27 protein-coding genes and 1 other annotated feature are annotated in these 22,490 nt (G+C 40.4%); of the genes, 26 read left to right on the forward strand and 1 reads right to left on the reverse strand.

Annotation, left to right across the window (positions count from 1 at the left end):
* Positions 1-226: 226 nt before the first annotated feature.
* The 8 genes from JCM9140_RS16965 to JCM9140_RS17000 all read left to right on the forward strand — a co-directional run bounded on the left by JCM9140_RS16965 (position 227) and on the right by JCM9140_RS17000 (position 6,739).
* On the forward strand, positions 227-799 hold the full coding sequence (locus JCM9140_RS16965; protein ID WP_034749245.1) for a Maf family protein: 573 nt from the start codon (positions 227-229) through the stop codon (positions 797-799).
* Between the two features lie 71 nt (positions 800-870).
* Positions 871-1,563 carry a RadC family protein gene (gene radC, locus JCM9140_RS16970; RefSeq protein ID WP_034749247.1) on the forward strand — a complete coding sequence of 231 codons (693 nt, stop codon included), beginning with the start codon at positions 871-873 and terminating at the stop codon, positions 1,561-1,563.
* 239 nt (positions 1,564-1,802) lie between these two features.
* On the forward strand, positions 1,803-2,843 hold the full coding sequence (locus JCM9140_RS16975) for a rod shape-determining protein (protein WP_034749249.1): 1,041 nt from the start codon (positions 1,803-1,805) through the stop codon (positions 2,841-2,843).
* A 13-nt stretch (positions 2,844-2,856) separates the two neighbouring features.
* A complete protein-coding gene (gene mreC, locus JCM9140_RS16980; protein ID WP_034749251.1) occupies positions 2,857-3,732 on the forward strand; it encodes a rod shape-determining protein MreC in 876 nt (291 codons plus the stop codon).
* Complete coding sequence (mreD, locus tag JCM9140_RS16985) at positions 3,729-4,253, forward strand: rod shape-determining protein MreD (RefSeq protein WP_034749253.1); 525 nt, start codon at positions 3,729-3,731, stop codon at positions 4,251-4,253. The genes mreC and mreD overlap by 4 nt, the downstream gene beginning before the upstream one ends.
* Before the next feature lie 134 nt (positions 4,254-4,387).
* A complete protein-coding gene (minC, locus tag JCM9140_RS16990; RefSeq protein WP_034749255.1) occupies positions 4,388-5,071 on the forward strand; it encodes a septum site-determining protein MinC in 684 nt (227 codons plus the stop codon).
* An 86-nt stretch (positions 5,072-5,157) separates the two neighbouring features.
* A complete protein-coding gene (gene minD, locus JCM9140_RS16995) occupies positions 5,158-5,952 on the forward strand; it encodes a septum site-determining protein MinD (protein ID WP_034749258.1) in 795 nt (264 codons plus the stop codon).
* Positions 5,953-6,214: 262 nt separating this feature from the next.
* Positions 6,215-6,739 (forward strand): MogA/MoaB family molybdenum cofactor biosynthesis protein, encoded by a 525-nt coding sequence (locus JCM9140_RS17000; protein WP_034749261.1) that lies wholly within the window; start codon positions 6,215-6,217, stop codon positions 6,737-6,739.
* A 111-nt stretch (positions 6,740-6,850) separates the two neighbouring features.
* Here JCM9140_RS17000 and JCM9140_RS17005 read toward each other — a convergent pair whose 3' ends face one another.
* Entirely contained in the window at positions 6,851-7,768 is a 918-nt protein-coding gene (locus tag JCM9140_RS17005; protein WP_034749264.1) for an aldo/keto reductase, read from the reverse strand.
* 128 nt (positions 7,769-7,896) lie between these two features.
* Here JCM9140_RS17005 and JCM9140_RS17010 point away from each other — a divergent pair, with 128 nt between their 5' ends.
* The 18 genes from JCM9140_RS17010 (at position 7,897) to JCM9140_RS17090 (ending at position 22,339) form a co-directional block, all read left to right on the forward strand.
* Positions 7,897-8,694 (forward strand): M23 family metallopeptidase, encoded by a 798-nt coding sequence (locus JCM9140_RS17010; protein WP_034749267.1) that lies wholly within the window; start codon positions 7,897-7,899, stop codon positions 8,692-8,694.
* Between the two features lies 1 nt (position 8,695).
* Positions 8,696-9,553 carry a M50 family metallopeptidase gene (locus JCM9140_RS17015; RefSeq protein ID WP_034749269.1) on the forward strand — a complete coding sequence of 286 codons (858 nt, stop codon included), beginning with the start codon at positions 8,696-8,698 and terminating at the stop codon, positions 9,551-9,553.
* A 92-nt stretch (positions 9,554-9,645) separates the two neighbouring features.
* A complete protein-coding gene (locus JCM9140_RS17020; protein ID WP_052002347.1) occupies positions 9,646-11,148 on the forward strand; it encodes an Rne/Rng family ribonuclease in 1,503 nt (500 codons plus the stop codon).
* A 64-nt stretch (positions 11,149-11,212) separates the two neighbouring features.
* Positions 11,213-11,287 (forward strand) — a sequence feature (ribosomal protein L21 leader region).
* A gap of 12 nt (positions 11,288-11,299) precedes the next feature.
* On the forward strand, positions 11,300-11,608 hold the full coding sequence (gene rplU, locus JCM9140_RS17025) for a 50S ribosomal protein L21 (RefSeq protein WP_034749272.1): 309 nt from the start codon (positions 11,300-11,302) through the stop codon (positions 11,606-11,608).
* A gap of 3 nt (positions 11,609-11,611) precedes the next feature.
* Positions 11,612-11,938, forward strand: coding sequence for a ribosomal-processing cysteine protease Prp (locus tag JCM9140_RS17030; RefSeq protein ID WP_034749275.1), 327 nt, complete (start codon positions 11,612-11,614; stop codon positions 11,936-11,938).
* 36 nt (positions 11,939-11,974) lie between these two features.
* Positions 11,975-12,253, forward strand: a complete 279-nt coding sequence (rpmA, locus tag JCM9140_RS17035; RefSeq protein WP_034749278.1) for a 50S ribosomal protein L27 — start codon at positions 11,975-11,977, stop codon at positions 12,251-12,253.
* Between the two features lie 189 nt (positions 12,254-12,442).
* Positions 12,443-12,607, forward strand: coding sequence for a hypothetical protein (locus JCM9140_RS23915; protein WP_156314910.1), 165 nt, complete (start codon positions 12,443-12,445; stop codon positions 12,605-12,607).
* On the forward strand, positions 12,604-13,338 hold the full coding sequence (locus JCM9140_RS17040; protein ID WP_034749281.1) for an MBL fold metallo-hydrolase: 735 nt from the start codon (positions 12,604-12,606) through the stop codon (positions 13,336-13,338). Before JCM9140_RS23915 ends, JCM9140_RS17040 begins: the two co-directional genes overlap by 4 nt.
* 140 nt (positions 13,339-13,478) lie before the next feature.
* Entirely contained in the window at positions 13,479-13,907 is a 429-nt protein-coding gene (locus tag JCM9140_RS17045; RefSeq protein ID WP_034749284.1) for a disulfide oxidoreductase, read from the forward strand.
* Positions 13,907-14,377 carry a thioredoxin family protein gene (locus tag JCM9140_RS17050; RefSeq protein WP_034749286.1) on the forward strand — a complete coding sequence of 157 codons (471 nt, stop codon included), beginning with the start codon at positions 13,907-13,909 and terminating at the stop codon, positions 14,375-14,377. Before JCM9140_RS17045 ends, JCM9140_RS17050 begins: the two co-directional genes overlap by 1 nt.
* Before the next feature lie 126 nt (positions 14,378-14,503).
* Entirely contained in the window at positions 14,504-14,857 is a 354-nt protein-coding gene (locus JCM9140_RS17055; protein ID WP_034749289.1) for an ArsR/SmtB family transcription factor, read from the forward strand.
* Positions 14,858-14,883: 26 nt separating this feature from the next.
* Positions 14,884-16,194 (forward strand): arsenic transporter, encoded by a 1,311-nt coding sequence (locus JCM9140_RS17060; protein WP_034749292.1) that lies wholly within the window; start codon positions 14,884-14,886, stop codon positions 16,192-16,194.
* Positions 16,195-16,252: 58 nt separating this feature from the next.
* Positions 16,253-16,672, forward strand: coding sequence for an arsenate reductase (thioredoxin) (gene arsC / locus JCM9140_RS17065; protein WP_034749295.1), 420 nt, complete (start codon positions 16,253-16,255; stop codon positions 16,670-16,672).
* A gap of 102 nt (positions 16,673-16,774) precedes the next feature.
* Positions 16,775-17,131: an arsenite efflux transporter metallochaperone ArsD gene (arsD, locus tag JCM9140_RS17070; protein WP_034749298.1), complete on the forward strand. Its 357-nt coding sequence runs from the start codon at positions 16,775-16,777 to the stop codon at positions 17,129-17,131.
* Positions 17,128-18,891 carry an arsenical pump-driving ATPase gene (gene arsA / locus JCM9140_RS17075; RefSeq protein WP_034749301.1) on the forward strand — a complete coding sequence of 588 codons (1,764 nt, stop codon included), beginning with the start codon at positions 17,128-17,130 and terminating at the stop codon, positions 18,889-18,891. Before arsD ends, arsA begins: the two co-directional genes overlap by 4 nt.
* Positions 18,892-19,425: 534 nt before the next feature.
* On the forward strand, positions 19,426-19,749 hold the full coding sequence (locus JCM9140_RS17080) for an ArsR/SmtB family transcription factor (RefSeq protein WP_034749304.1): 324 nt from the start codon (positions 19,426-19,428) through the stop codon (positions 19,747-19,749).
* A gap of 110 nt (positions 19,750-19,859) precedes the next feature.
* A complete protein-coding gene (locus tag JCM9140_RS17085; protein ID WP_034749307.1) occupies positions 19,860-20,240 on the forward strand; it encodes an ArsR/SmtB family transcription factor in 381 nt (126 codons plus the stop codon).
* A gap of 8 nt (positions 20,241-20,248) precedes the next feature.
* Positions 20,249-22,339, forward strand: coding sequence for a heavy metal translocating P-type ATPase (locus JCM9140_RS17090; RefSeq protein WP_081727748.1), 2,091 nt, complete (start codon positions 20,249-20,251; stop codon positions 22,337-22,339).
* Positions 22,340-22,490: the final 151 nt, after the last annotated feature.

The raw sequence follows: 22,490 nt of genomic DNA on the forward strand, positions 1-22,490 counted from the left end.
GCGGGACATAGAGGCTCGGCACCTCCCCGCGGAAAGCGAGTGGTTGCAGCGTAATGGAACGGACATGTATAGAGCATGTAACTTTTAAAACAAGTGAACAGGATTTTCACTCAAAAAGCCACCAGTAAGATTTTCTAACATGTCTATAGTTAAAGCATGTGCAATTTGGTATTCTACGTATAACCTTGTACAATAAAAGAAAAAGATTGTCGAGGTGACTCCCTTCATGAAACCTTTCATTTTAGCCTCCGGTTCCCCGAGGCGCAAAGAGCTATTAGAACAAGCTCACATCCCATTTTCCATTCAAACAAGTACGATCGAAGAAACCGTAGAGGAGGGTTTAGCTCCAGCAGAGGTTGTTCAACAATTAGCGAAACAAAAAGCAGAAGATGTGTGGTCCACTCATCAAGAATCCATCGTTTTAGGCTCAGATACCGTTGTCGCATTTGGAGAGCAACTATTAGGAAAACCAAAAGACGAAGGCGAAGCGAGAGCAACGCTTCAAATGCTATCAGGTCAGACTCACAGTGTATACACAGGGGTCGCAATCTGTTCAGCGGAAGGAACGATTACCTTTTATGAAAAGACAGATGTAGAGTTCTATCCTTTAACAGATGATGAGATATCCATGTACATTAGAAGCCATGAACCATTTGACAAGGCAGGTAGCTATGGAATTCAAGGGTTCGGTGCTTTTATGGTAAAGCGGATTGTCGGTGATTATTTCGCTGTTGTTGGCTTGCCGCTAGCGAGGACGATAAGAGAATTAAAGAAATTTGGTATTGTTCCGACATTGTAGCAAAATGAATATCACATCAAAATTTCATAAAATCTCCATTTTATGTGCACAGTAGAAAGGAGTGCTGATCATTGTCACATCCGTCCTTCCTCATTCGAGATGTCCCGCTACGGGAACGACCACGCGAACGTTTGCTGCAAGAAGGAGCAAAGGCATTATCCAATCAAGAAATCATTGCGATCTTGCTTAGAAGTGGAACTAGACATGAGTCGGTTTTACAAGTGGCGCAGCAGGTGTTAGCCAAATTTGATGGACTCTTGTTATTAAAGGACGCTGCTATTGAGGAATTGTGTACGGTAAAAGGGGTTGGTGAAGCGAAGGCTGTCGAGCTCGCTGCTGCGATTGAACTAGGCAGACGCATTCATAGCCTACAACCGGATGATCGCTATGTTATTCGGTCTCCAGAGGACGTTTCCAATTATGTGATGGAAGATATGCGCTTCTTGCAACAAGAACATTTTGATTGCTTGTATTTAAACACGAAAAATCAAGTACTCATTAGGAAGACGATTTTTATTGGTAGTTTAAATGCGAGCATTGTCCACCCACGTGAAGTATTTAAAGAAGCGTTTCGTCGTTCGGCCGCCTCGATTATTTGCTTGCATAACCACCCTTCAGGAGATCCCACTCCTAGTAGAGAGGATATTGAAGTGACGAAACGGTTAACAGAATCAGGAAAAGTCCTCGGAATTGAACTTCTCGATCATATTATTATTGGCGATCGGAAATTTGTAAGTCTGAAGGAACAAGGATATGTCATATAATAAAAGGCACGAACTTGGAAGGAGCGAATAAGAGAGATAGCAACGATGTGAAGAGAGTGGTAACATAAAGTTGTTGCCTTTTTTCTTTGATATTTGTGCATTTGAAGAGTGGGATCTGGAGAAAAAGGTTCATTTGTAGCTTCGTGTAAAATTTTGGGGAACTTAAGGCTATTTTTTTTTATGATTATTCGTTATAATGAAGGTTATGATTTCGGATTTGTATGAAGGGAGATACATAGATGTTTGGTGGGTTCTCAAAAGATATAGGAATTGATTTAGGAACAGCAAACACGCTCGTATATGTGAAAGGCAAAGGTATTGTCGTTCGTGAGCCGTCCGTTGTTGCACTAAGAACTGATACAGGCTCAATTGAAGCAGTAGGAAATGATGCGAAAAATATGATTGGTCGTACACCAGGAAATATTGTAGCTGTTCGTCCAATGAAAGATGGGGTAATCGCTGATTTTGATACAACTGCGACAATGTTAAAATATTTTATTCAACAAGCGATAAAAAATCGCTCTATTTTTACAAGAAAACCTTCTGTGATGGTTTGTGTACCATCTGGAATTACAGCTGTTGAAAAGCGTGCTGTTGAAGACGCAACAAAACAGGCTGGGGCAAAAGAGGCTTATACTTTAGAAGAACCTTTTGCAGCTGCAATCGGTGCAGACCTTCCTGTTTGGGAGCCAACTGGTAGTATGGTTGTAGATATTGGTGGAGGTACAACAGAAGTTGCCATCATTTCACTTGGTGGAATCGTGACGAGTCAATCGATTCGCGTAGCTGGTGATGAAATGGATGAATCCATTATTCAATATATTAAGAAAAAGTATAACCTTATGATTGGGGAACGTACTTCTGAAGCTCTGAAGTTGGAAATTGGATCGGCCGGTGCACCTGAGGGTGTTGACGATATGGACATTCGAGGAAGAGACCTGTTAACAGGTTTGCCAAAGACGATTACGGTAACAGCTGAAGAAATAGCAGGAGCTTTAGCCGATACGGTTGATACCATTATTGAATCAGTCAAAAACACGTTAGAACAATCACCACCAGAACTTGCAGCTGATATTATGGATCGCGGCATTGTTCTTACTGGTGGGGGAGCGCTTTTGCGTAACCTTGATCGTGTATTAAGTGATGAAACGAATATGCCAGTTCTTGTTGCCGAGAACCCATTAGATTGTGTGGCGATTGGAACGGGGAGAGCATTAGAGAACCTTCATTTATTCCGTTCGAAAGCTGGGATTACGTCTCGCTCAGATAGAAAATTGTAAGTAGGTGTCTGGCATGCCATCCTTCTTTTCAAATAAAAAATTAATTATTCTTCTTGTCAGCATTATTATCTTAGTTGCCTTGATTGGGTACTCTCGTATGGATCGAGAGCAAGTGACAGGACCAGAACAGGTCGTAAGAGATGCTGTTGGATGGGTGCAGACCATTTTTATGAAACCCGCATACGCTGTATCGGGTTTCTTTGAAAATGTCCGAGACATCCGCCGTATTTATGAAGAAAATCAATTGTTAAAAGCAAGGTTAGAAGAGTACGCGCAAATTTCAGTTGAACGAAATTTGCTTCGAAATGAAAATGAAACGTTCAAAGAGATGTTGGAATTAGATGAAAGTTTGAATGATTATTTAATGAGATCGGCGGTTGTCATTCACCGAAGTCCGGATCGTTGGACCGAGTATATTGGTTTAAATAAAGGGTCAGATGATGGAATTGAACCAAACATGGGTGTTATTGATTCAAAAGGCGGCTTGATTGGGAAAGTGAAGCAAGTGAGTGAGTTTTCTTCGCGCATTCAACTGCTATCAGATAATGATCGGACAAACCGAGTGTCAGCCATGATTTCGATGGATCAGCCTGAATATGGATTTATTGAAGGGTATGATGTTGATACGGGCTTGTTAATTATGAGAAAGATTGATATTGAAGCCGAGATCGAAGAAAATCAGATGGTTATGACATCAGGAAAAGGCGGCGTTTACCCGAGTGGACTTTTAATTGGTGAAATTGTTTATGTCGAGCCAGATGAATATGGGTTGACGCAAAATGCTTATATTGAGCCAACCGCTGATTTTTACGCGCTTGATTATGTATATATTATTGAGCGAACTAGTACATCTCTTGACCCTGAGTTGCTAGAGGAGGAACCGTCGTGAGTCGCTTCTATATTCCTACATTCATCTTTTTATTGTTGGTTATAGAAGGTACTTGGTTTCAATTGATTACTCCTTCGCATCATGATATTGATGTGACACTCGTTCCTCGGTTTCTCGTTGTCATCATCGTCTATATCGGCATTTATTTTGGTCGTCATAGCTCGTTAGTGTACGGACTAGTTTTTGGTCTTATTTATGATATTGTATACACTCAATTACTAGGTGTGTACTTATTCGGATTTGGTTTTATTGGTTATGCATTTGCTTATTCCTACAAGCAAATACAAGATTCACTTTTGTTTCATTTGCTTATAGTAACGGCAGCTCTTTCCTTATTCGAATATTACCAATACGGGTTATATTTCCTGATCGGAATTTCAGACGTACATGCATTAGTATTTTTTCAAGAGCGCTTTTTGCCAGGACTTTTATTGAATCTCACGTTTGCGATTATTATTTACTATCCTGTAAAAAAGTTGTTCTCTGTTGTAGAAAAACAAGCGAACCTCCGGGAGAGGTGAAATTCCGATGTTTTTCTACAACTTCTTTCAATGGAAAGAAGGGTTTTAGGAAACTTATGTTGAATTAACGTAATATCACTCTTTTCTCTCTTACTATGAAAAAAGGGAGAGAGTGGGCTGAGGTGGACACAACTATGGTTCAAAAAAAGCAATATGTTACGATAAAAGGAACGAAGCAAGGACTCATTTTTCTTCTTGATGATCGTTGCTCTTATGAGAGTTTAGTAGAAGAATTGATTGAAAAGCTATCATCAAAGCATTACCAGCAATCTGAAGGACCAGATGTTCTTGTGAAAGTCGATATAGGCTATCGTTTTCTACAAGAGCATGAGCAAGCTGAATTGGAACGCGTCATAACGGAAGGGCGTAATTTAGCTGTAGAGCAATTTGAATCTCGTGTTCTATCAAAACAAGAATCTGAGAGATTGCGTCAAGAGGCAGAAACGGTCACTTTAATGCGTATTGTTCGCTCTGGACAAGTCCTTCGTGTTAATGGGGATGTGTTACTAATTGGGGATGTTAATCCAGGAGGCACGCTCATTGCTAAAGGCAACATCTACGTGATGGGAGCCTTAAGAGGGATTGCTCATGCAGGCTATGAAGGCAACGAGAAAGCGGTTATTTCCGCTTCGCTTCTAGCTCCTTCTCAACTGAGAATAGCAGATCATATTAAGCAATTTGAACAGGAAGAGAAGATAGAACAAATGATGGCCAGTGCATTTTTAAATGAAAACAAATCATTTGAAATTGGTCGCGTTCAACAACTTGTTCAGTCGCATCCTGAACTCGCAAAGAATGAAACGCATCTATTGGTGTAATTTTTTTCTATTAGACTTAAAAGGATACCGTATGCTCGTCCTTTTTAAATACTTTGTAGAAAGCATTGGAGAAAGGGGTCATCAACGTGGGAGAGGCAATTGTCATTACAAGTGGGAAGGGTGGCGTTGGGAAAACGACAACGTCAGCTAATATCGGCACCGCCCTTGCGCTTTCGGGGAAGAAAATTTGCTTAGTGGATACAGACATCGGGCTCCGCAATCTTGATGTTGTCATGGGTCTTGAAAATCGAATTATTTATGACCTCGTTGATGTAATTGAGGGTCGTTGTAAGTTAAAGCAAGCATTGATTAAAGATAAACGATTTGACTGCTTGTACTTATTACCGGCTGCACAAACAAAAGATAAGACGTCCGTTGAACCTGAACAAATGAAAGTCATCGTAGACGAGTTAAAACAAGATTATGATTATGTGTTAATTGACTGTCCAGCTGGAATTGAACAAGGGTTTAAAAATGCTGTTGCAGGAGCGGACCGCGCCATTGTCGTAACCACTCCGGAAGTTTCAGCAGTTCGCGATGCTGACCGCATTATCGGGCTATTAGAGCAAGAAGATGTTGAGTCGCCTAAATTGATCGTGAATCGTATTCGCGGCCATATGATGAAAAATGGTGATATGCTCGATGTTGATGAAATTGCGTCCATTTTAGCTATTGATCTACTTGGGATTGTTGTAGATGATGAGGAAGTGATCAAGCATTCCAACAAAGGAGAACCGATTGCTTTACATACAACGAGCAAAGCATCAATCGCTTATCGAAATATTGCGCGACGGATTCTTGGAGAAACGGTTCCATTAATGGCTCTGGATGAGCAAAAAGGAATGTTTGCAAAAATTAAAAAGTTATTTAGCGTTCGTTAATGAACAAAAGGTAAGTGTCTGTTTTACATAGATACTTGCCTTTTTTTACGTAGTCATATAGTACGTGACGTTCATATTTAGCCAATAAACTTGATTTCATACGGAGAGTTAGGATGAAACGAGTTCAGTTATCGTTCCCTACGTGAGATTCACTTTTTGGGCATCGTACCAATTATTTGGCAAACTCCGGTAAAAGAGGGAGAAGGCTATGTTATGATTGATTTTAAGAATGTGGTTTTTAAAAAATAGGAGGCCAAAATACATGACGATGATGGAAGAACATTTGGAAGAAACTACAAAGAGCATTCGCTGTATGGTGTTGACGGTAACGGATTCATGTTCATACGAGGATGATGAGAGTGGAGCATTAATCAGATCGTTATTAGAAGAAAAAGGCCATTGTGTAACAGAGTATCAAATTGTGAATGCTGAATATAGCTTAATTCAACATTGGATTAAAATTGCCGCCATTCGAGCAGATGTTGATGCGATTTTAATTACAGGCGGAACAGGTATTGCCCTTCATGATACGACTCATGAAGCTGTAAGAGATAGCTTAGATAAAGAGATGCCTGGTTTTGGAGAGTTGTTTCGTCATTTGAGTTTTCAGGAAGAAATCGGTACAGCTGCGATTTTAAGTCGTGCAATTGCAGGTGTACGCGATGGGAAGGCGATCTTTTCCATGCCTCGGCCGACTGGTGCGATTCAACTAGCGATGGAACGAATCATTTTACCTGAAATCGGTTCCGTTATGAGAGAAATACTTATGGATAAAGTACGTGTATAACAAAGGTTTTCAAAAAGGCTGCTTTGAGTGGGGGATCTCAAAAGCAGCTTTTTTAGTGTAATAGCTAGAAGAGACATAATTTTAGATATGCCCAATAGCATAAAAGCCTCTTTACCGGTGTTGCTCATACTTTTCCTGTTTTGTTGTTTCTTTAAGCCAAGCGATTTCTTCAACGGATACATGAAAAGATTCAACCGCATGAATGTTATCTTGAACTTGCTTAGGACTGCTTGCTCCAGCAACAACAGATGCAACAACGGGATGGCTTAAGCAATATTGCAAAGCAAATGCCTGAAGAGGACGCCCGTCAAGCTTTGAAGCAAATTGAGCGCGCATAGAAGCAAGCTCCTCAAACGAGTAGGTTAAATAGCCTTTTTGCTTTATGGAATCAGACATATGGTCTAGGTTACGATCCGTTAGCAATCCTTTCGCGACAGGGCCTCTTGCCACAACACTTACTTCGTGTTCCTCTAAAAAGGAAAACCATTCCTCAGGACGGCGATCTAAGAGGCTATACTGCATCATGATACTTACAATTGATGAACGTGTCACATATTCCCGAATGACATTTGGGCGAATAGAGGAGATGCCATAATAGCGAATCACGCCTTCTTGCTTCAACTGTTCAAACGCATCAATGGTCTCATCGATGTTGTCTTCAATTGTCCCGCCATGAAGCTGGTATAAATCGATGTAATCGGTTTTAAGTCTTAGCAAACTATCTTTAACCGCTGACATGATGTGTTTTTTCGAAGGGTCCCAGCTCCAACCCTCTTTTCCTCGTTCAAATCGATTTCCGGCTTTTGTCGCTAAAATGAGATCTTTTCGTTTATCTCTTATGATCTCACCAATCATTTCTTCATTGAGCCCTGTATAATATAAGTCAGCTGTATCTAAATAATTAATTCCACTATCTAAGGCCGTATCAATGATCCTCCTAGCTTGATTCATTTCTGTTCCAATACTCATGCATCCTAAGCTCACTTCACTTACATCTAATTCAGAAGTTCCAAGTTTTCTTTTCTTCATCTTTAATCTCCTCCTTTTTTAATAGATTTCATTTGCTGTCCAATTAATCTACCCCTATTATGTCATATCACAAGCGGACAAGTCATATAGTTAAGTATACTTGTACGAAAAAAAGGATGGGGGAGCATATGTCTAAAAATTTAAATAAAGTACGAAAAAAGTTAGAAAATAGGCGCCGCCAAATAAATCAACACACGAAGCATCGAGAACGAACAGTCCCAATGTTGATGCACCGTCAAGAGGATGCGAGGGACGAGCCGGATTTTTATATGCCACCTTCTTCGTTGCCGAAAGAACCAAAGCTACATGGCAAAAAAGGAGATTACTTTCTGTTTCGCTTAATGGCAGCGGTTTGTATTTTTCTCATGACCGCGATCTTGTTTCAATCAACCGTTCCACAAGCAGAGGGAGCTAAACGATTAGTACAGCAGACATATGAGCAGGAGATTGAGTTCGCAGCAATTGCAAATTGGTATGAAAACCAATTTGGACGCCCTTTAGCTCTTCTTCCAAACAATCAAAATATGGCGCAAGGTGATCCGAATGAACAGGTAGAAATGGTGTATGCTGTACCAGCTTCAGGAATTATCAGTCAGGATTTTGATCAAGATGGAAGAGGAATTCTAATTGAAACAGGAATGAATGCAGAGATTGAAGCTGTTAAAGGTGGACAAGTGAGTAGAGTTGGAGCTGATGAAGAGGGGGGTAACCTTGGCAAAACAGTAACGGTCAAGCATTATGATGGAACAGAAGCTGTATATGGAATGCTAGATAAAGTCGAAGTAAACGTGTATGACCATATTGAAGCTGGATATAAGGTAGGAACGGTTTCAACAAACGAAGAAGCGCAAAAAGGAATTTTCTATTTTGCATTAAAGGACGGCGAGAAATACATCAATCCTAGTGAAGTTATTTCGTTTGAGTAGCATGAGAGAACTTATAGCGAAGTTTAAGGTAAACCCATTATTTTGGTTCGTCCTCGGAATTGGGGTCTTTACTGGTTACTTTCGTGAAGTTTTAATGATTTTTAGTATTGTTTTGATTCATGAACTAGGTCATGCACTAGCTGCTCACTTTTTTAAATGGCGGATTACCAAAATAGAACTTTTGCCATTCGGTGGCGTAGCGGAAGTGGAAGACGTAGGCAACCGTCCTTTTCATGAAGAGTTGATTGTCATTCTTGCCGGGCCGCTTCAACATATTTGGATGATGCTTCTGTCGTACTTTTTAGTTCAATTTCCATTTTGGACTAGCACGGATCATCATCTTTTTATTTGGCATAATGCTATGATTTTACTATTTAATTTAATCCCTGTTCTTCCTCTAGATGGTGGCCGTCTCGTGCAGCTATGGTACACGTATCGATTTCCGTATGTTCAAGCACTGACTATTTCAAGGTGGACATCTTCTTTTGTCTTGCTCGCTATGGTTTTTATAAGTTTGATATGGTTTCCTTATCATTTAAATTTATGGGTTATTATTACGTTTTTGTTTTTGACAAACTACTTGGAATACAAACAGCGTCACTACCGGTTTATGCGGTTTCTGATGGCACGGCGCACTATGCAGGCGACAGAAAAGTCTGTCGTTGCCGTTAAGGATACATTGCCATTAAAAGAAGCAATGAAACGACTTAAAAGAGGACGCTACCAATTGTACAAAGTATTTCAAGTACAAACAGGGACTGCCCACGTGATTGAAGAAAAAGAATTGCTTGAACTTCATTTTACGAACAACAAACCGCATGCCTCTTTGTCTCAACTTATTCAACAACTAAAAAGATAGGAATGAAAGTCGTGAGCCGTATATGGTCTCACGACTTTTCAGGTTGAAACTGGTACAATGGAGGAAAGATTGGGATAAAGGAGCTTTTCTCATTGAAGAAACTATATTTTAATATGGCAACAAGAGAACGAAGGGCGGCGGTTGTTGAAAATGACCGTGTCGTTGAACTGATGGTCGAACGGACACTTGAAAACCGAATTGTCAGCAACGTATATAGAGGACGAGTCGTGAATGTTCTCCCTGGGATGCAAGCTGCTTTCGTTGATATTGGGCGCGATAAAAATGGCTTTTTGTATCGTGATGACTTGCTTTCATTTCATCTTTCCAATGAAGAGGAAGAGAAGAAAAAAGAGCGTAGCATTTCTGAATTTGTGAAACAAGGTGAGGAATTACTCGTTCAAGTAACAAAAGAAGGATTCGGATCGAAGGGACCTCGTCTAACAGGCGTTGTGTCGTTTCCTGGCCAGTTTCTTGTTTTTATGCCAGAAGGGAACTATGTCGGTGTCTCTCGTCGTTTTTCGAGTGAGGGTGAACGTGAGCGATGGCGCGAGGTTGGTGAAGCGATCACAGAGGGAAAAGAGGGCGTCATTATTCGAACGTCTTGCGAAGGGAAAGCGCCTGAGATCATTACACAAGAGCTTCATTTTTTACGTAAATTGTGGCAGGAGCTATGGAAAGAAGGAAAAGAAAAGAAAGCGCCTGCTCTAATCCACCAAGATTCAGGGTTGATTGACCGTATGGTGCGTGATTTCTCATTTTCAAATATTGAAGAAATAATCGTTGATCGGATTGATGAATACAAATTGCTAAAAGAGCTGCTAGAGCCTTTTCCGAAGCTTCAGCAATCTCTTTCCCTCTATCGTGAGAAGGAGAATGTTTTTTCTGCTTTTGGGATTGAAAAGGAGCTTGAGCGTGCCCTACGCAGACAGATTTGGCTGAAAAATGGTGCCTACTTAATGATCGACCAAACAGAAGCTCTAACCGTTATTGATGTAAATACAGGGAAATTCACAGGTAAAACAAATCTTCATGATACGGTACGAAAAACAAATAGTGAGGCAGCAATTGAAATTGCCAGACAATTACGCCTGCGAGATATCTCCGGTATCATTATTATTGATTTTATTGATATGAAGCGTGAAGAAGACCGGGAGCATGTGAAAAACGTCTTTGAAAAAGCGCTAAAACATGACCGAACAAAGACGAATGTGCTCGGCATTACAGGGCTTGGCTTACTAGAAATGACGCGGAAAAAAGTGAGACAAAACCTTCAAGCGAGCCTTTCAAAAACATGTCCGACGTGTAGCGGAAAAGGGGTCGTTCTTTCTGATGAAGCACAGGCGTTTAAAATTGAACGTCAACTGTGGGAGCATAGGGGAATGAGTGAAGAAGCAATCGTTCTTGAATTGCCAGCTGTCATTTCAACGGTGTTATTTGGGCAAAAAGGGGAGCATTTGAAACGCTTAGAAGAAGCACTTGGTTTTCGTATACTCGTTTATCCCAATAAACACTTACAAGAAGAGAAATTTTCGATTCGCTACATTGGGAATATGAACGAAGCTGTTGCCCAGTTAGAAAGGCTAAAAGCAAAATAAAAGACATTGACAGTTAGTGAGAAATTATGCTACAATTTCGTTTGTTAGTTATTTGGTCGCACCCAAACAACTATAACCGCACAGAACAGGTTGACAAAGGTTTTGATACCTACCTAGGATGGCGAGTCTGAGTATATGAGGAGGTGCAAGTATGTACGCAATTATTGAAACTGGTGGTAAGCAAGTTAAGGTTCAAGAAGGCCAAGAAGTTTACATCGAAAAATTAGACGCAGAAGCTGGTGAAACAGTTAGCTTCGATAAAGTTCTATTAGTAGGTGGCGATGAGGTGAAAGTTGGTGCTCCTTTTGTTGAAGGCGCAACAGTTACGGCGAAAGTTGAGAAAAACGGTCGCGCGAAGAAAATCATCGTTTGGAAAATGAAAGCTAAGAAAAACTACCGTCGTAAGCAAGGTCACCGTCAACCATACACAAAAGTGGTAATCGAAAAGATTAACGCATAAGTTATGATTACGGTTGAGATTTGTCGTAACGACGAACGTAACATTGTCTCTTTTACGATGAGTGGACATGCAGAATCTGGTCCGCATGGTCATGATATCGTTTGTGCTGGAGCTTCAGCTGTCTCTTTCGGATGCGTGAATGCGATTGATGCCCTTTGTGGAGTCGAGCTTGACGTTGAAATGGAGGATGAAGGTGGTTTTCTCCGCTGTCATGTTCCTAATGGTTTAGATAAGATGACATTTGAGAAAGTCCAGCTTCTTCTTGAGGGGATGGTCGTGTCCCTTCAGGCGATTGCTGATGAATACAGCCTTAATATGAAAGTCACTTAATATGAAAGTCAATGAAACAATCGGGAGGTGAATTCCATGTTAAAAATGAACCTTCAATTTTTCGCATCGAAAAAAGGGGTAGGTAGTACAAAGAACGGACGTGACTCTCAGTCTAAGCGTTTAGGCGCTAAGCGTGCTGATGGTCAAACTGTAACAGGTGGTTCTATCTTAGTACGTCAACGCGGAACACGCGTATATCCTGGTGTGAACGTAGGTAAAGGTGGAGACGATACACTATTTGCTAAAACAGACGGCGTTGTGAAATACGAGCGTGTTGGACGTGACCGCAAACAAGTGAGCGTATACCCTGCATAATACAAAAAGTTCTCTTGTAGCCACTGGCTATGAGGGAACTTTTTTGTTTGGATCGAAACGTCAAACATGCCAACTAGATGGAGAAAGTACGTTTAGAAACGAAGAATAAGTGTATAATGAATAAGGGATAGAAGGACGTTTGATCGGGTCTCCATTTACGTATTTTACAACTAGAGAAAGGTGTTATAGGTGGATAAACAAACAGAACAAGAAAAAATTAAGCGGTTACAAGAATGTGCTTCAGATGCAGAAGCTGAGCTCGAACAAAAAAAATTAATGACAGAGCTAGCTCTACTATTAGAGCGTGAGCGAATTGAAGAACTACAATCAAATTGGGGAAGTGAAGAAAAGTGAAGCTAACCGTTGTCGGCTATTGGCACGGCTATCCAGAAAAAGGAGAAGCGACTTCAGGGTATTTGCTCGAAGAAAATGAGTATAAAGTGTTACTCGACTGTGGAAGTGGGGTTCTTTCTGCTGTTCAATCCTATTGCTCACTCCTTGATTTGGATGCCGTTGTGTTATCTCATTATCATCATGATCATCAAGCAGATATAGGTGCCTATCAATATGCTCGCATCATTCAAAAAGGGATCGGAACGAAGATGAAGGATGCAACCATTTATGGACATAGAGATGATGAGCAAGCTTTCGCAAAGCTTGGATATAAAGAGGTCGTTCAAGCAATTTCCTATAACGATCAAAGTCCTCTCGAAATAGGACCTTTTACATTCACCTTTTTAAAGACCAATCATCCTGTTCCTTGTTATGCGATGAAAATACAAAACAAGGCAGGTAAGGTATTTGTTTATACAGCCGATTCTAGCTATTTTGCTGAACTTGCTGCCTTTTCTAAAGACGCAGATCTATTAATTGCTGAATGTAGTGGCTATAAAAGGGATTCAATCTCTCAATTTGGACATATGACAAGTGAGGATGTTGGGAGGTTAGCAGAGCAATCTAACCCAAAAAAATTACTTTTATCACACCTTCCGCATGTAGGGAATCATGAACAGTTAGTAAAAGAGGCAGCTGAACACTATTCAGGTCCGATTACCCTTGCTGCATCAGGACTAATAATAGAGTAGGAAAAAGACTATCTTCCAATGATAAATAGGAGATAGTTCTTTTTTTGTTTTCTTTATTGTCAATGTTTTGTAGTAGAAATGGGCACTAATTGTCTGTATAATAAATCTGAATTTGAGTCTATAGAAAAAGAGGACAATACATGAAAAAGCAATTAGAGAATTTGGCTATTATCGCATGGATTACGTCGTTAGTAGCAACTCTTGGCTCACTCTACTTTTCGCAAGTGAAAATGTATGAACCTTGTACACTTTGTTGGTATCAAAGAATTGTGATTTATCCAATCGTGATTATTTTTGTCATTGGGATTCTTAAAAAAGATGCAACTGTTGCCTTGTATTCGGCCGTCTTTTCTTTTATTGGTATTGGTCTATCAAGCTATCATTACGCTTTGCAAAAAATCCCATTCTTTACTGAGACGGCTCCAGCTTGCGGACGAGTTCCTTGCACAGGTCAATATATAAACTGGTTTGGTTTTGTGACCATCCCATTTCTTGCTCTAACAGCATTTACGATTATTTTTATTTGTAGTTTTATGATCTTGAAACGATTGAAGGAGGAAGGGGAATAATGAAAAAAATAATCCTTTTTGGAAGTGTCGTTATCCTTATTTTTGTTGCGTTAATTGTAGTATCCAATTTAAACTCTGCACAAAAAGCGTCTGGGAATCCGTTTGGGAAAGAGCGTCTTCACCCAGCTACGGTTGAATTGTTAGATGATCCAAACTATGAAAATGTCATTCTGCCAGCTGAATTAGAAGAAAAGCTAACGAATGATGAAGCGGTGACGGTTTATTTTTATAGCTCAACTTGTCCATACTGCAAGGAAGCAACACCAGTTTTAGTAGAGCTCGCAGATGAATCTGGAATTGACTTAGTTCAATATAACTTGAGAGAGTTTGAAGAGGGTTGGGATGAGTATAAGCTTGAATCGACTCCTACAGTTGTTCACTATGAAAATGGAGTAGAAGTAGGACGAATCGTTAGTTTACAACCTGCACAAGAGTATCAAAGATTCTTTGATGAATACGTATTAAATTAAATAGAGACTCTAACAAGGATAAGTAAAAGGAAATTTACTTATCCTTTACTTTTTCTTAACATAAAATCAATTGCGTATATAAGTATATAATTATATAATGGTGCAGAGAAGAAAGGATTGATGTAGATGAACGAAGCAATCTCTTTTGTCGAAATTGATAAGGCTGCAAAAGTATTAAAGCTTTTAGGCGATAAAACGCGTCTCACAATGTTGGCGATGTTATCCGAAGATGAGTGTTGTGTATGTGAGTTCGTCGAATTGTTTGAAATGAGTCAACCGTCCATAAGTCAACATCTTCGTAAGTTGAGAGATTTAGGTCTCGTTGAAGAAAGAAGAAAAGGACAATGGATTTTTTACCGTTTGAACCAAAGTCACGAAACGTATCCATTAGTTGAAAATTTGCTTGGGCACATTCCGAGTCAAAAGATGCGGTTAATTGATTTAGAAAAGCGTGGATTACGCGTAAATTGTTGTGATTAAAGATTGAAAAACAAGGAGTTGAGAAAATGACAGCGGTTGTTTTAGCATCGGTTATTTTCTTGTTTACCCTCGTTCTTGTCATTTGGCAACCAAAAGGTCTTTCGATTGGTTGGTCAGCATCGATTGGTGCTGTTCTTGCCTTGCTTGTCGGTGTAGTCGATTTTCAAGATGTTGTAACGGTAACAGGAATTGTATGGAATGCCACGTTAACATTTGTTGCTATTATTATTATTTCTTTAATTTTAGATGAGATTGGATTTTTTGAGTGGTCAGCCTTACATATGGCCCGCTTTGCTAAAGGGAACGGCGTCAAAATGTTCCTTTACGTTTCCTTGCTTGGAGCTGTTGTGGCAGCCCTTTTTGCCAATGATGGGGCAGCTCTTATTTTAACGCCAATTGTATTAGCGATGGTTCGTGCTCTTCGTTTTAAAGAAGCGATGATTTTACCGTTCATTATGGCAAGTGGATTTATTGCTGATACGACGTCACTACCGCTTTTGGTAAGTAACTTGGTCAACATTGTATCAGCTGACTTTTTTGGAATTGGTTTTGTTGAGTATGCATCAAGAATGATCGTCCCGAATTTCTTCGCACTTGGTGCAAGTATTCTTGTGTTGTATTTGTATTTTAGAAAAGACATTCCAAAAAGCTATGATGTGAATGAGCTTAAACCCCCGGTTGAAGCAATTAAAGATCCAAAACTATTTAGATTATCTTGGTATATTCTTGCGGTTCTACTTATTGGTTATTTCGTAAGTGAGTTTATTCACTTACCAGTATCGTTTGTCGCGATGCCAATTGCCATTGTGTTTTATTTTATTTTCCGATCGATTAGCGCAAATAATCCAGCTTTAAGTTCTGCTGGAATTATAAAAAGTGCACCTTGGGCCATTGTTGTCTTTTCAATCGGGATGTATGTGGTTGTTTATGGATTGCGAAATGTTGGGTTAACAGACTTGCTTGCAGTTGTGATCGAACGATCAGCGGATCAAGGTTTGTTTACTGGAACGATTGCGATGGGTTTCATTGCAGCTATTTTGTCTTCAATTATGAACAACATGCCGACTGTTATGATTAATGCGTTAGCGATAGCGGAGACGAATACGACAGGAGTCATGCGTGAGGCGCTCATTTACGCCAACGTCATAGGATCTGATTTAGGTCCGAAAATTACGCCGATTGGTTCGTTAGCGACTCTTTTATGGCTTCATGTTCTTGCACAAAAAGGAATGAAAATCTCGTGGGGCTATTATTTTAAAGTCGGAATCATTTTAACGGTTCCAACTCTCTTTATCACGTTAGTTGGTTTGTATTTGTGGCTTGTCATTATTTTGTAAGTGGATGTCCAACTTGAGCATCTTCATCATAAAAAACATATTAAAAGGAGCAATTATAATGTCTAAACCAATTATTTACTTTTTATGCACAGGCAACTCTTGCCGAAGCCAAATGGCAGAAGGCTGGGGGAAAAAATACCTTGGAGATCAATATGATGTGTACTCTGCTGGAATTGAAGCACATGGTGTGAACCCGAATGCTGTAAAAGCAATGGCTGAAGCAGGTGTCGATATCTCAAGTCAAACATCTGATACGATTGATCCAGAGATTTTAAAGAAAGCAGACTTAGTTGTGACATTATGTGGTCATGCGAATGATGTATGCCCGGCAACACCGCCTAACAAGGAGCGTGTTCACTGGGGCTTTGATGACCCAGCGAAAGCCGAAGGAACAGATGAAGAAAAATGGGCGTTTTTCCAACGGGTACGTGATGAAATTGGAGAACGCATCAAAACATTCGGTGAAACCGGAAAATAAGAGGGGCAGACCTCTCTTTAATTTTATACGAGGGTAGTGAAAAAGGTCGGTTTTCACCTTTTCAATGTTCTCGGTCTATACACATTAAAAGGAGGACGTAGGATGTCTAAAATTAGAATTTATGACCCGGCTATGTGTTGTGCAACAGGGGTATGCGGTCCGAGTGTCGACCCAGAGTTAACGCGTGTTGCAACAGCTATTTTCCTATTAGAAAAAAAGAATATTGATATTGTTCGTTTTAATCTCGGTTCGGAGCCACAAGCGTTTATTGATGAAGCAAACGTTCAAGAGCTGTTAAATACAAAAGGGACTGATGCTCTTCCGGCTGTGATTGTTGATGGAGAAGTAAAACTAGCAGGGCGTTACCCGACAAATGAAGAGTTTGCCGACTGGGCGGATGTTCCGGTTCGTGAATTAACAAAAACAGAGAATAAATCAAAAGGAATCGAGCTCCTATGACGATAGAATTCAACCCAACGTCGGAAACAGTCACTCCTTACTTGTTTTTCACAGGTAAAGGCGGAGTGGGAAAAACGTCAACAGCTTGTGCGACAGCCGTAGCTCTTGCTGATGAAGGAAAACAAGTATTAATTGTAAGCACAGATCCTGCATCCAACTTACAAGATGTTTTTGAAGTTGAAATTGGCTATGAAACAACGTCCATTCCTACTGTCCCAGGACTATCAGCAATTAATCTTGATCCCGAAGAAGCCGCTGCTGCTTATCGTGAAAAAGTAGTAGGTCCATACAAAGATAAGCTTCCTGCTCCTGTTATTGCGCAAATGGAAGAACAGCTCTCAGGTGCCTGCACGGTCGAAATTGCAGCCTTTGATGAATTTGCTTCTATTTTAACGAATCCAGAGCGTACAAGTGTGTATGATCATATTATTTTTGATACAGCACCAACCGGCCACACCCTTCGTTTGCTCCAACTGCCAACAGCATGGTCGTCATTTCTTGAAGACAGCACTCATGGTGCCTCTTGTCTTGGACCTTTATCAGGTTTAGGTGAAAAAAAGGAGTTGTACGCTCAAGCTGTAAATGCATTATCAAATGCGAAGGAGACAACTCTCGTGCTCGTTTCTAGACCAGATGAATCAGCTCTTCAAGAAGCAAGTCGAGCGGCAACGGAATTGCAACAAGTTGGACTTTCGAACCAGCTTCTCTTAGTAAATGGCAAACTTCAAACCTATGTAAAAGAAGATTCAGTCTCCTCAGCTTTTTATGAGAGACAAGAAAAAGCATTAGCACAGATGCCGAACCAACTACGTGAATTAGTGACGTATGAGCTTCCTTATGTTCCGTATCAATTAACAGGGATCGATAACTTGCGCTCATTATTTACTAATCAACACTCAGAACAGTCAAACGAAGAGAGCGATAGTACGACAGCTACGTCACAGTTAAAAGATTTGATTCAGCAAGTAGGCTCTAAAAAGCAAGGTGTCATCATGACAATGGGCAAGGGAGGAGTCGGAAAGACGACCGTTGCAGCAGCGATTGCAGTTGGACTAGCCGAGCTTGGTCATTCTGTCCACTTAACAACGACAGATCCAGCTGAACAGTTGTCTTATGTACTAGGAAACCAAGTTCAGGGAAGTTTGACGGTCAGTCGAATTGATCCAAAAGCAGAGGTAGAAGCGTACAAAGATGAAGTGTTATCAAAAGCAAGAGAAACGGTTGATGAAAATGGTCTAGCATATTTAGAAGAAGATTTAAACTCACCTTGTACAGAAGAAATCGCCGTTTTCCGGGCATTTGCCGATGTTGTGGAAAAAGCTAAGGATTCGTTTGTTGTGATTGATACAGCTCCGACAGGACATACCTTGCTTCTTCTAGATGCAGCCCAGTCTTATCACAAGGAGCTAGAGCGAGCAACTGGAGAAGTACCAGAATCCGTTACAAAGCTACTACCAAGACTACGAAACGAAAAAGAAACGGATGTTGTGATCGTCACATTGCCTGAAGCAACACCAGTCCATGAAGCGACCCGTCTACAAGATGATTTAGCACGTGCTGAGATTCAACCAAGCTGGTGGGTGATTAATCAAAGCTTTGCCGCAACGAACACGACAGACCCAGTTTTAAAAGCCCGTTCCGTTTCGGAGATGAATTGGATCAACCTTGTTGCAGTGAAAAAGTCAAAGCAAGTGGCCGTGATCCCGTGGCAACTCAAATTAGCAATTGGTTATGAGCAACTAAAGAAATTAACCATATAGGGAGGGAACATGATGCAAATAACAAAACTAGCAGCAAAACAGTTAAAAACAACACTGAAACAAAAACGAGCAAAGGGAATTCGCCTTTATTTTGCCGGCATGGGCTGAGGTAGTCCTAAAATTGGACTGTCTCTGGATGAGGCAGCTAAAGAAGATACAGTAGAAAAGATTCAAGGAATTACGGTAGCGATTGATAAAGCCATCGAAAAAGAAACAGAATCTTTAACACTTGATTATATAAAAGATGAGAGCGGGAGCGGCTTTACATTACTTGGACAAAATGACTGCTGCTAAAAGGATCGGAATTATAATAGGAGTTGCCTAAAATGAAAGAGACGTTAAAAAGACTTTATTCGAATTCCTAGGTACACTCAAAGGTTTCATTCCAAGTTACTCAGAAAACGAGATGGCTAGATCACGAGCTTTCTCGTTTTTATTTTATTTAAAACTTTTCTTTCCTCCAGTTTCTTGCGATCGCTTTAGTTGCCATGATATAGTTGGTATATCAATAAAAATTGATGAAGGAGGCTGACAATGGAAATTCCAGTTCGCTTCGAAACAAGTCAGAACACGTTTGACCCAGTATATTACGAAAAAAAGTTCAAAGCTTTAGCAGATGAAAAGAGACTAACCCTTCTAAATGAACTATGTGTTCGGGGGCAGACGTGTGTTTGTGATTTAACAGATATTCTTAATATCCCACAATCAAAACTGTCTTATCATATTAAAATATTATTAGATGCAGGTTTTATCGAGCGTGAGAAAAAAGGGCAATGGAATTACTATCGTTTAAAAGAAGAAACGATGAATGAGATTTTATCCGAAAAACTATGCTGCATATTAAGGCCAAGCGAGTAAGGAGCTGTTTTGTTCCTTTACTCGCTTTTTTTTGCACTTTTATAGAAAACTAGAATATACTAATATTCAAATGAGTGTTTGAATATTAGATTGATGAAAGGTATTGAAAAATGAGCGAAAAACAACAACAAACCGATACATGTGAAGTTTTTTTTTATAATGAAGAAGTAGTTGAAAATGTGAAAAATAAATTATTAAATCAGCGTTTTGATCGCTTAGCGGACATGTTTAAAGTACTTGCCGATGAAACAAGGGTGAAAATCGCTTATGCCCTCTGCCAGGAGAAGGAATTATGTGTTTGTGATGTCGCTTCGATTATCGGTACGACAAATGCAACAGCATCTCATCATTTACGTCATCTAAAAAACCTTCGTATTGCTAAAAGTGAGAAAAGAGGGAAGCTTGTCTTTTATTCTCTTGATGATGAACACATCCGAACGTTGTTAATGACGGCAATTGCTCATCATCAAGAAGAGGAGGTGAGCCGGTGAGCAAGGAAATGAAATATCAAGTCCAAGGATTTTCCTGAGCTAGCTGTGCTGCTCAGTTTGAGCAGAATGTAAAAAAGTTGTCTGGAGTAGAAAAGGCAGAAGTGAATTTTCAGGCTTCAACGATTACGGTAATCGGCAGTGTGACAAAAGAGGAAGTCGAAAAAGAAGGATCCTTTGAAAATTTGAAACTATATCAAGAAGATGAGGAAATAGAAACAACATCTCTATGGAACTCTCCAACTACGTGGAAAACGATTCTCTCTGGCCTTTTATTAGTAATGGGGTTTGTCTTTCACGGATTACATGGAGAAGGGACTTTAGCCATTTTCTTTTATGCTTCGTCTATGGCAATAGGCGGTTATCGGCTTTTTCTTCAAGGCTTAAAAAATCTTTCTAAAGCGCGCTTTGATATGAAAACGTTAATGACGATTGCCGTTATCGGGGCAGCGATTATAGGCGAGTGGGGAGAGGGAGCCGTTGTCGTCTTTCTCTTTGCTATCAGTCAAATGCTTGAAACATACTCAATGGAACGAGCTCGCAAGTCAATAAGCTCGTTGTTTGAACATACACCGAAAATGGCAAGAGCGAGGAGAAACAACTCGTGGGTCGATGTTAATGTGAATGAACTCTCTGTTGGTGAAGTGGTGATGATTCGTCCAGGAGAAAAAGTTACCGTAGATGGAAACGTTCTAAAAGGGGCATCATCGATTAACCAAGCAGCGATAACAGGTGAATCGATTCCAGTTGAGAAACAAATAGGGGATGTTGTATTTGCGGGAACTTTAAATGAAGAAGGTCAGCTTGAAGTAGAAATTACAAAACGCAATGAAGACTCAACTCTTTCCAAAATGATGAAGCTGGTGGAAGAAGCACAATCGAAACGAGCTTCAGCAGAAGCGTTTATTGATCGCTTTGCAAAAGTATATACACCGATTATTATTTTTATTGCCATTCTTGTCGCCATCATTCCACCACTAGCCTTTGGGGGAAATTGGAGTGTCTGGATTTATCAAGGGCTTGCTGTGTTAGTGGTTGGTTGCCCGTGTGCGTTAGTTATTTCCACTCCTGTTTCCATTGTGACAGCTCTTGGGACGGCAGCACGCAATGGCATTCTCATTAAAGGGGGAATCCATCTAGAAGAAGCAGGACGAATAAAAGCGATTGCTTTTGATAAAACAGGCACACTTACGAAAGGGAAGCCGGAAGTAACGAACGTTTGGATTTCAGAAGGTGTAGATGAAGCAAAAAGTCTAGAAATCATCTCATCATTAGAGCAAAACTCAAAGCACCCTCTTGCCGTTGCTGTTGTTAAGTATGCTGAAGATAAGATCGGTCAGTCGAAAGTCGAAGTCACTGATTTTGAGTCGATCACAGGCAAAGGAATTGTAGGGACGATAGAAGAAACGATTTATTATGTAGGAAGTGAAGCGTATATCAAGCAAGTTTCTAGTTTATCAGTAGAAGCAGAAGAAACGATTCAACAAATGAAACGCGAAGCCAAAACCGTCGTGATTCTAGCAACAAAAGAACGTGTCCTTGGTTTGATGGCTCTAGCTGACTCAGTCCGTGAAGAAAGCAAGAGTTTAATCAAGTCCCTACACAAGTTGGGCGTTCAAGAAACGATCTTACTAACAGGTGATCATGAAGCGTCAGCAAACGTAATAGCGAAGCAAGTTGGAATGACTAATGTAAAGGCGAATTTACTACCGGATGAAAAGGTATCTTACGTACAATCCATTCGTGAAAAAGGCAGTCATGTAGCTATGATTGGGGATGGAGTAAATGATGCAGCTGCACTAGCAACAGCAAATGTTGGAGTGGCAATGGGCGGGGCCGGTTCCGATGTCGCGCTAGAAACGGCTGATATCGTGTTTATGAAAGACGATTTAGCGAAACTTCCATTTACGATTCAATTAAGCCGCAAAGCCCGATCCATTATTAAACAGAACATTACACTGTCTCTCGTATTAAAATTAGTAGCTTTATTACTAGTCATCCCTGGTTGGCTTACACTATGGATTGCCATCATTGCCGATATGGGAGCGACATTACTTGTAACGTTAAATGGGTTACGTTTGTTAAAAAAGAATAAGGAGTAAAACAAGAAAAGCGAGTCTGTCGTCAAGGCACAGACTCGCTTTTGTTGTCTTATCGGTATTGTGCTCTCCCATGTTCGTTCCATTGCGCTGCAGCCACTCGCTTTCCGCGGGGAGGTGCCCGGCCTCCTCGGCTACGCCTGTGGGGTCTCGA

Source organism: Halalkalibacter wakoensis JCM 9140 (assembly GCF_000513095.1).
GTDB lineage: Bacteria > Bacillota > Bacilli > Bacillales > Bacillaceae_D > Halalkalibacter > Halalkalibacter wakoensis.

What these genes read in the sequence shown, in the direction of transcription:
- arsA (WP_034749301.1), top strand. Translation starts at nt 17,128, where the DNA reads ATGACGATAGAATTCAACCCAACGTCGGAAACAGTCACTCCTTACTTG.
- rplU (WP_034749272.1), top strand. Translation starts at nt 11,300, where the DNA reads ATGTACGCAATTATTGAAACTGGTGGTAAGCAAGTTAAGGTTCAAGAA.
- JCM9140_RS17005 (WP_034749264.1), bottom strand. Translation starts at nt 7,768, where the DNA reads ATGAAGAAAAGAAAACTTGGAACTTCTGAATTAGATGTAAGTGAAGTG.
- JCM9140_RS17060 (WP_034749292.1), top strand. Translation starts at nt 14,884, where the DNA reads ATGACAGCGGTTGTTTTAGCATCGGTTATTTTCTTGTTTACCCTCGTT.
- arsD (WP_034749298.1), top strand. Translation starts at nt 16,775, where the DNA reads ATGTCTAAAATTAGAATTTATGACCCGGCTATGTGTTGTGCAACAGGG.
- mreC (WP_034749251.1), top strand. Translation starts at nt 2,857, where the DNA reads ATGCCATCCTTCTTTTCAAATAAAAAATTAATTATTCTTCTTGTCAGC.
- arsC (WP_034749295.1), top strand. Translation starts at nt 16,253, where the DNA reads ATGTCTAAACCAATTATTTACTTTTTATGCACAGGCAACTCTTGCCGA.
- JCM9140_RS17000 (WP_034749261.1), top strand. Translation starts at nt 6,215, where the DNA reads ATGACGATGATGGAAGAACATTTGGAAGAAACTACAAAGAGCATTCGC.
- JCM9140_RS16975 (WP_034749249.1), top strand. Translation starts at nt 1,803, where the DNA reads ATGTTTGGTGGGTTCTCAAAAGATATAGGAATTGATTTAGGAACAGCA.
- JCM9140_RS17080 (WP_034749304.1), top strand. Translation starts at nt 19,426, where the DNA reads ATGGAAATTCCAGTTCGCTTCGAAACAAGTCAGAACACGTTTGACCCA.
- JCM9140_RS17030 (WP_034749275.1), top strand. Translation starts at nt 11,612, where the DNA reads ATGATTACGGTTGAGATTTGTCGTAACGACGAACGTAACATTGTCTCT.
- JCM9140_RS17010 (WP_034749267.1), top strand. Translation starts at nt 7,897, where the DNA reads ATGTCTAAAAATTTAAATAAAGTACGAAAAAAGTTAGAAAATAGGCGC.
- minC (WP_034749255.1), top strand. Translation starts at nt 4,388, where the DNA reads ATGGTTCAAAAAAAGCAATATGTTACGATAAAAGGAACGAAGCAAGGA.
- JCM9140_RS17050 (WP_034749286.1), top strand. Translation starts at nt 13,907, where the DNA reads ATGAAAAAAATAATCCTTTTTGGAAGTGTCGTTATCCTTATTTTTGTT.
- JCM9140_RS17015 (WP_034749269.1), top strand. Translation starts at nt 8,696, where the DNA reads ATGAGAGAACTTATAGCGAAGTTTAAGGTAAACCCATTATTTTGGTTC.
- rpmA (WP_034749278.1), top strand. Translation starts at nt 11,975, where the DNA reads ATGTTAAAAATGAACCTTCAATTTTTCGCATCGAAAAAAGGGGTAGGT.
- JCM9140_RS17045 (WP_034749284.1), top strand. Translation starts at nt 13,479, where the DNA reads ATGAAAAAGCAATTAGAGAATTTGGCTATTATCGCATGGATTACGTCG.
- JCM9140_RS17055 (WP_034749289.1), top strand. Translation starts at nt 14,504, where the DNA reads ATGAACGAAGCAATCTCTTTTGTCGAAATTGATAAGGCTGCAAAAGTA.
- JCM9140_RS16965 (WP_034749245.1), top strand. Translation starts at nt 227, where the DNA reads ATGAAACCTTTCATTTTAGCCTCCGGTTCCCCGAGGCGCAAAGAGCTA.
- JCM9140_RS17085 (WP_034749307.1), top strand. Translation starts at nt 19,860, where the DNA reads ATGAGCGAAAAACAACAACAAACCGATACATGTGAAGTTTTTTTTTAT.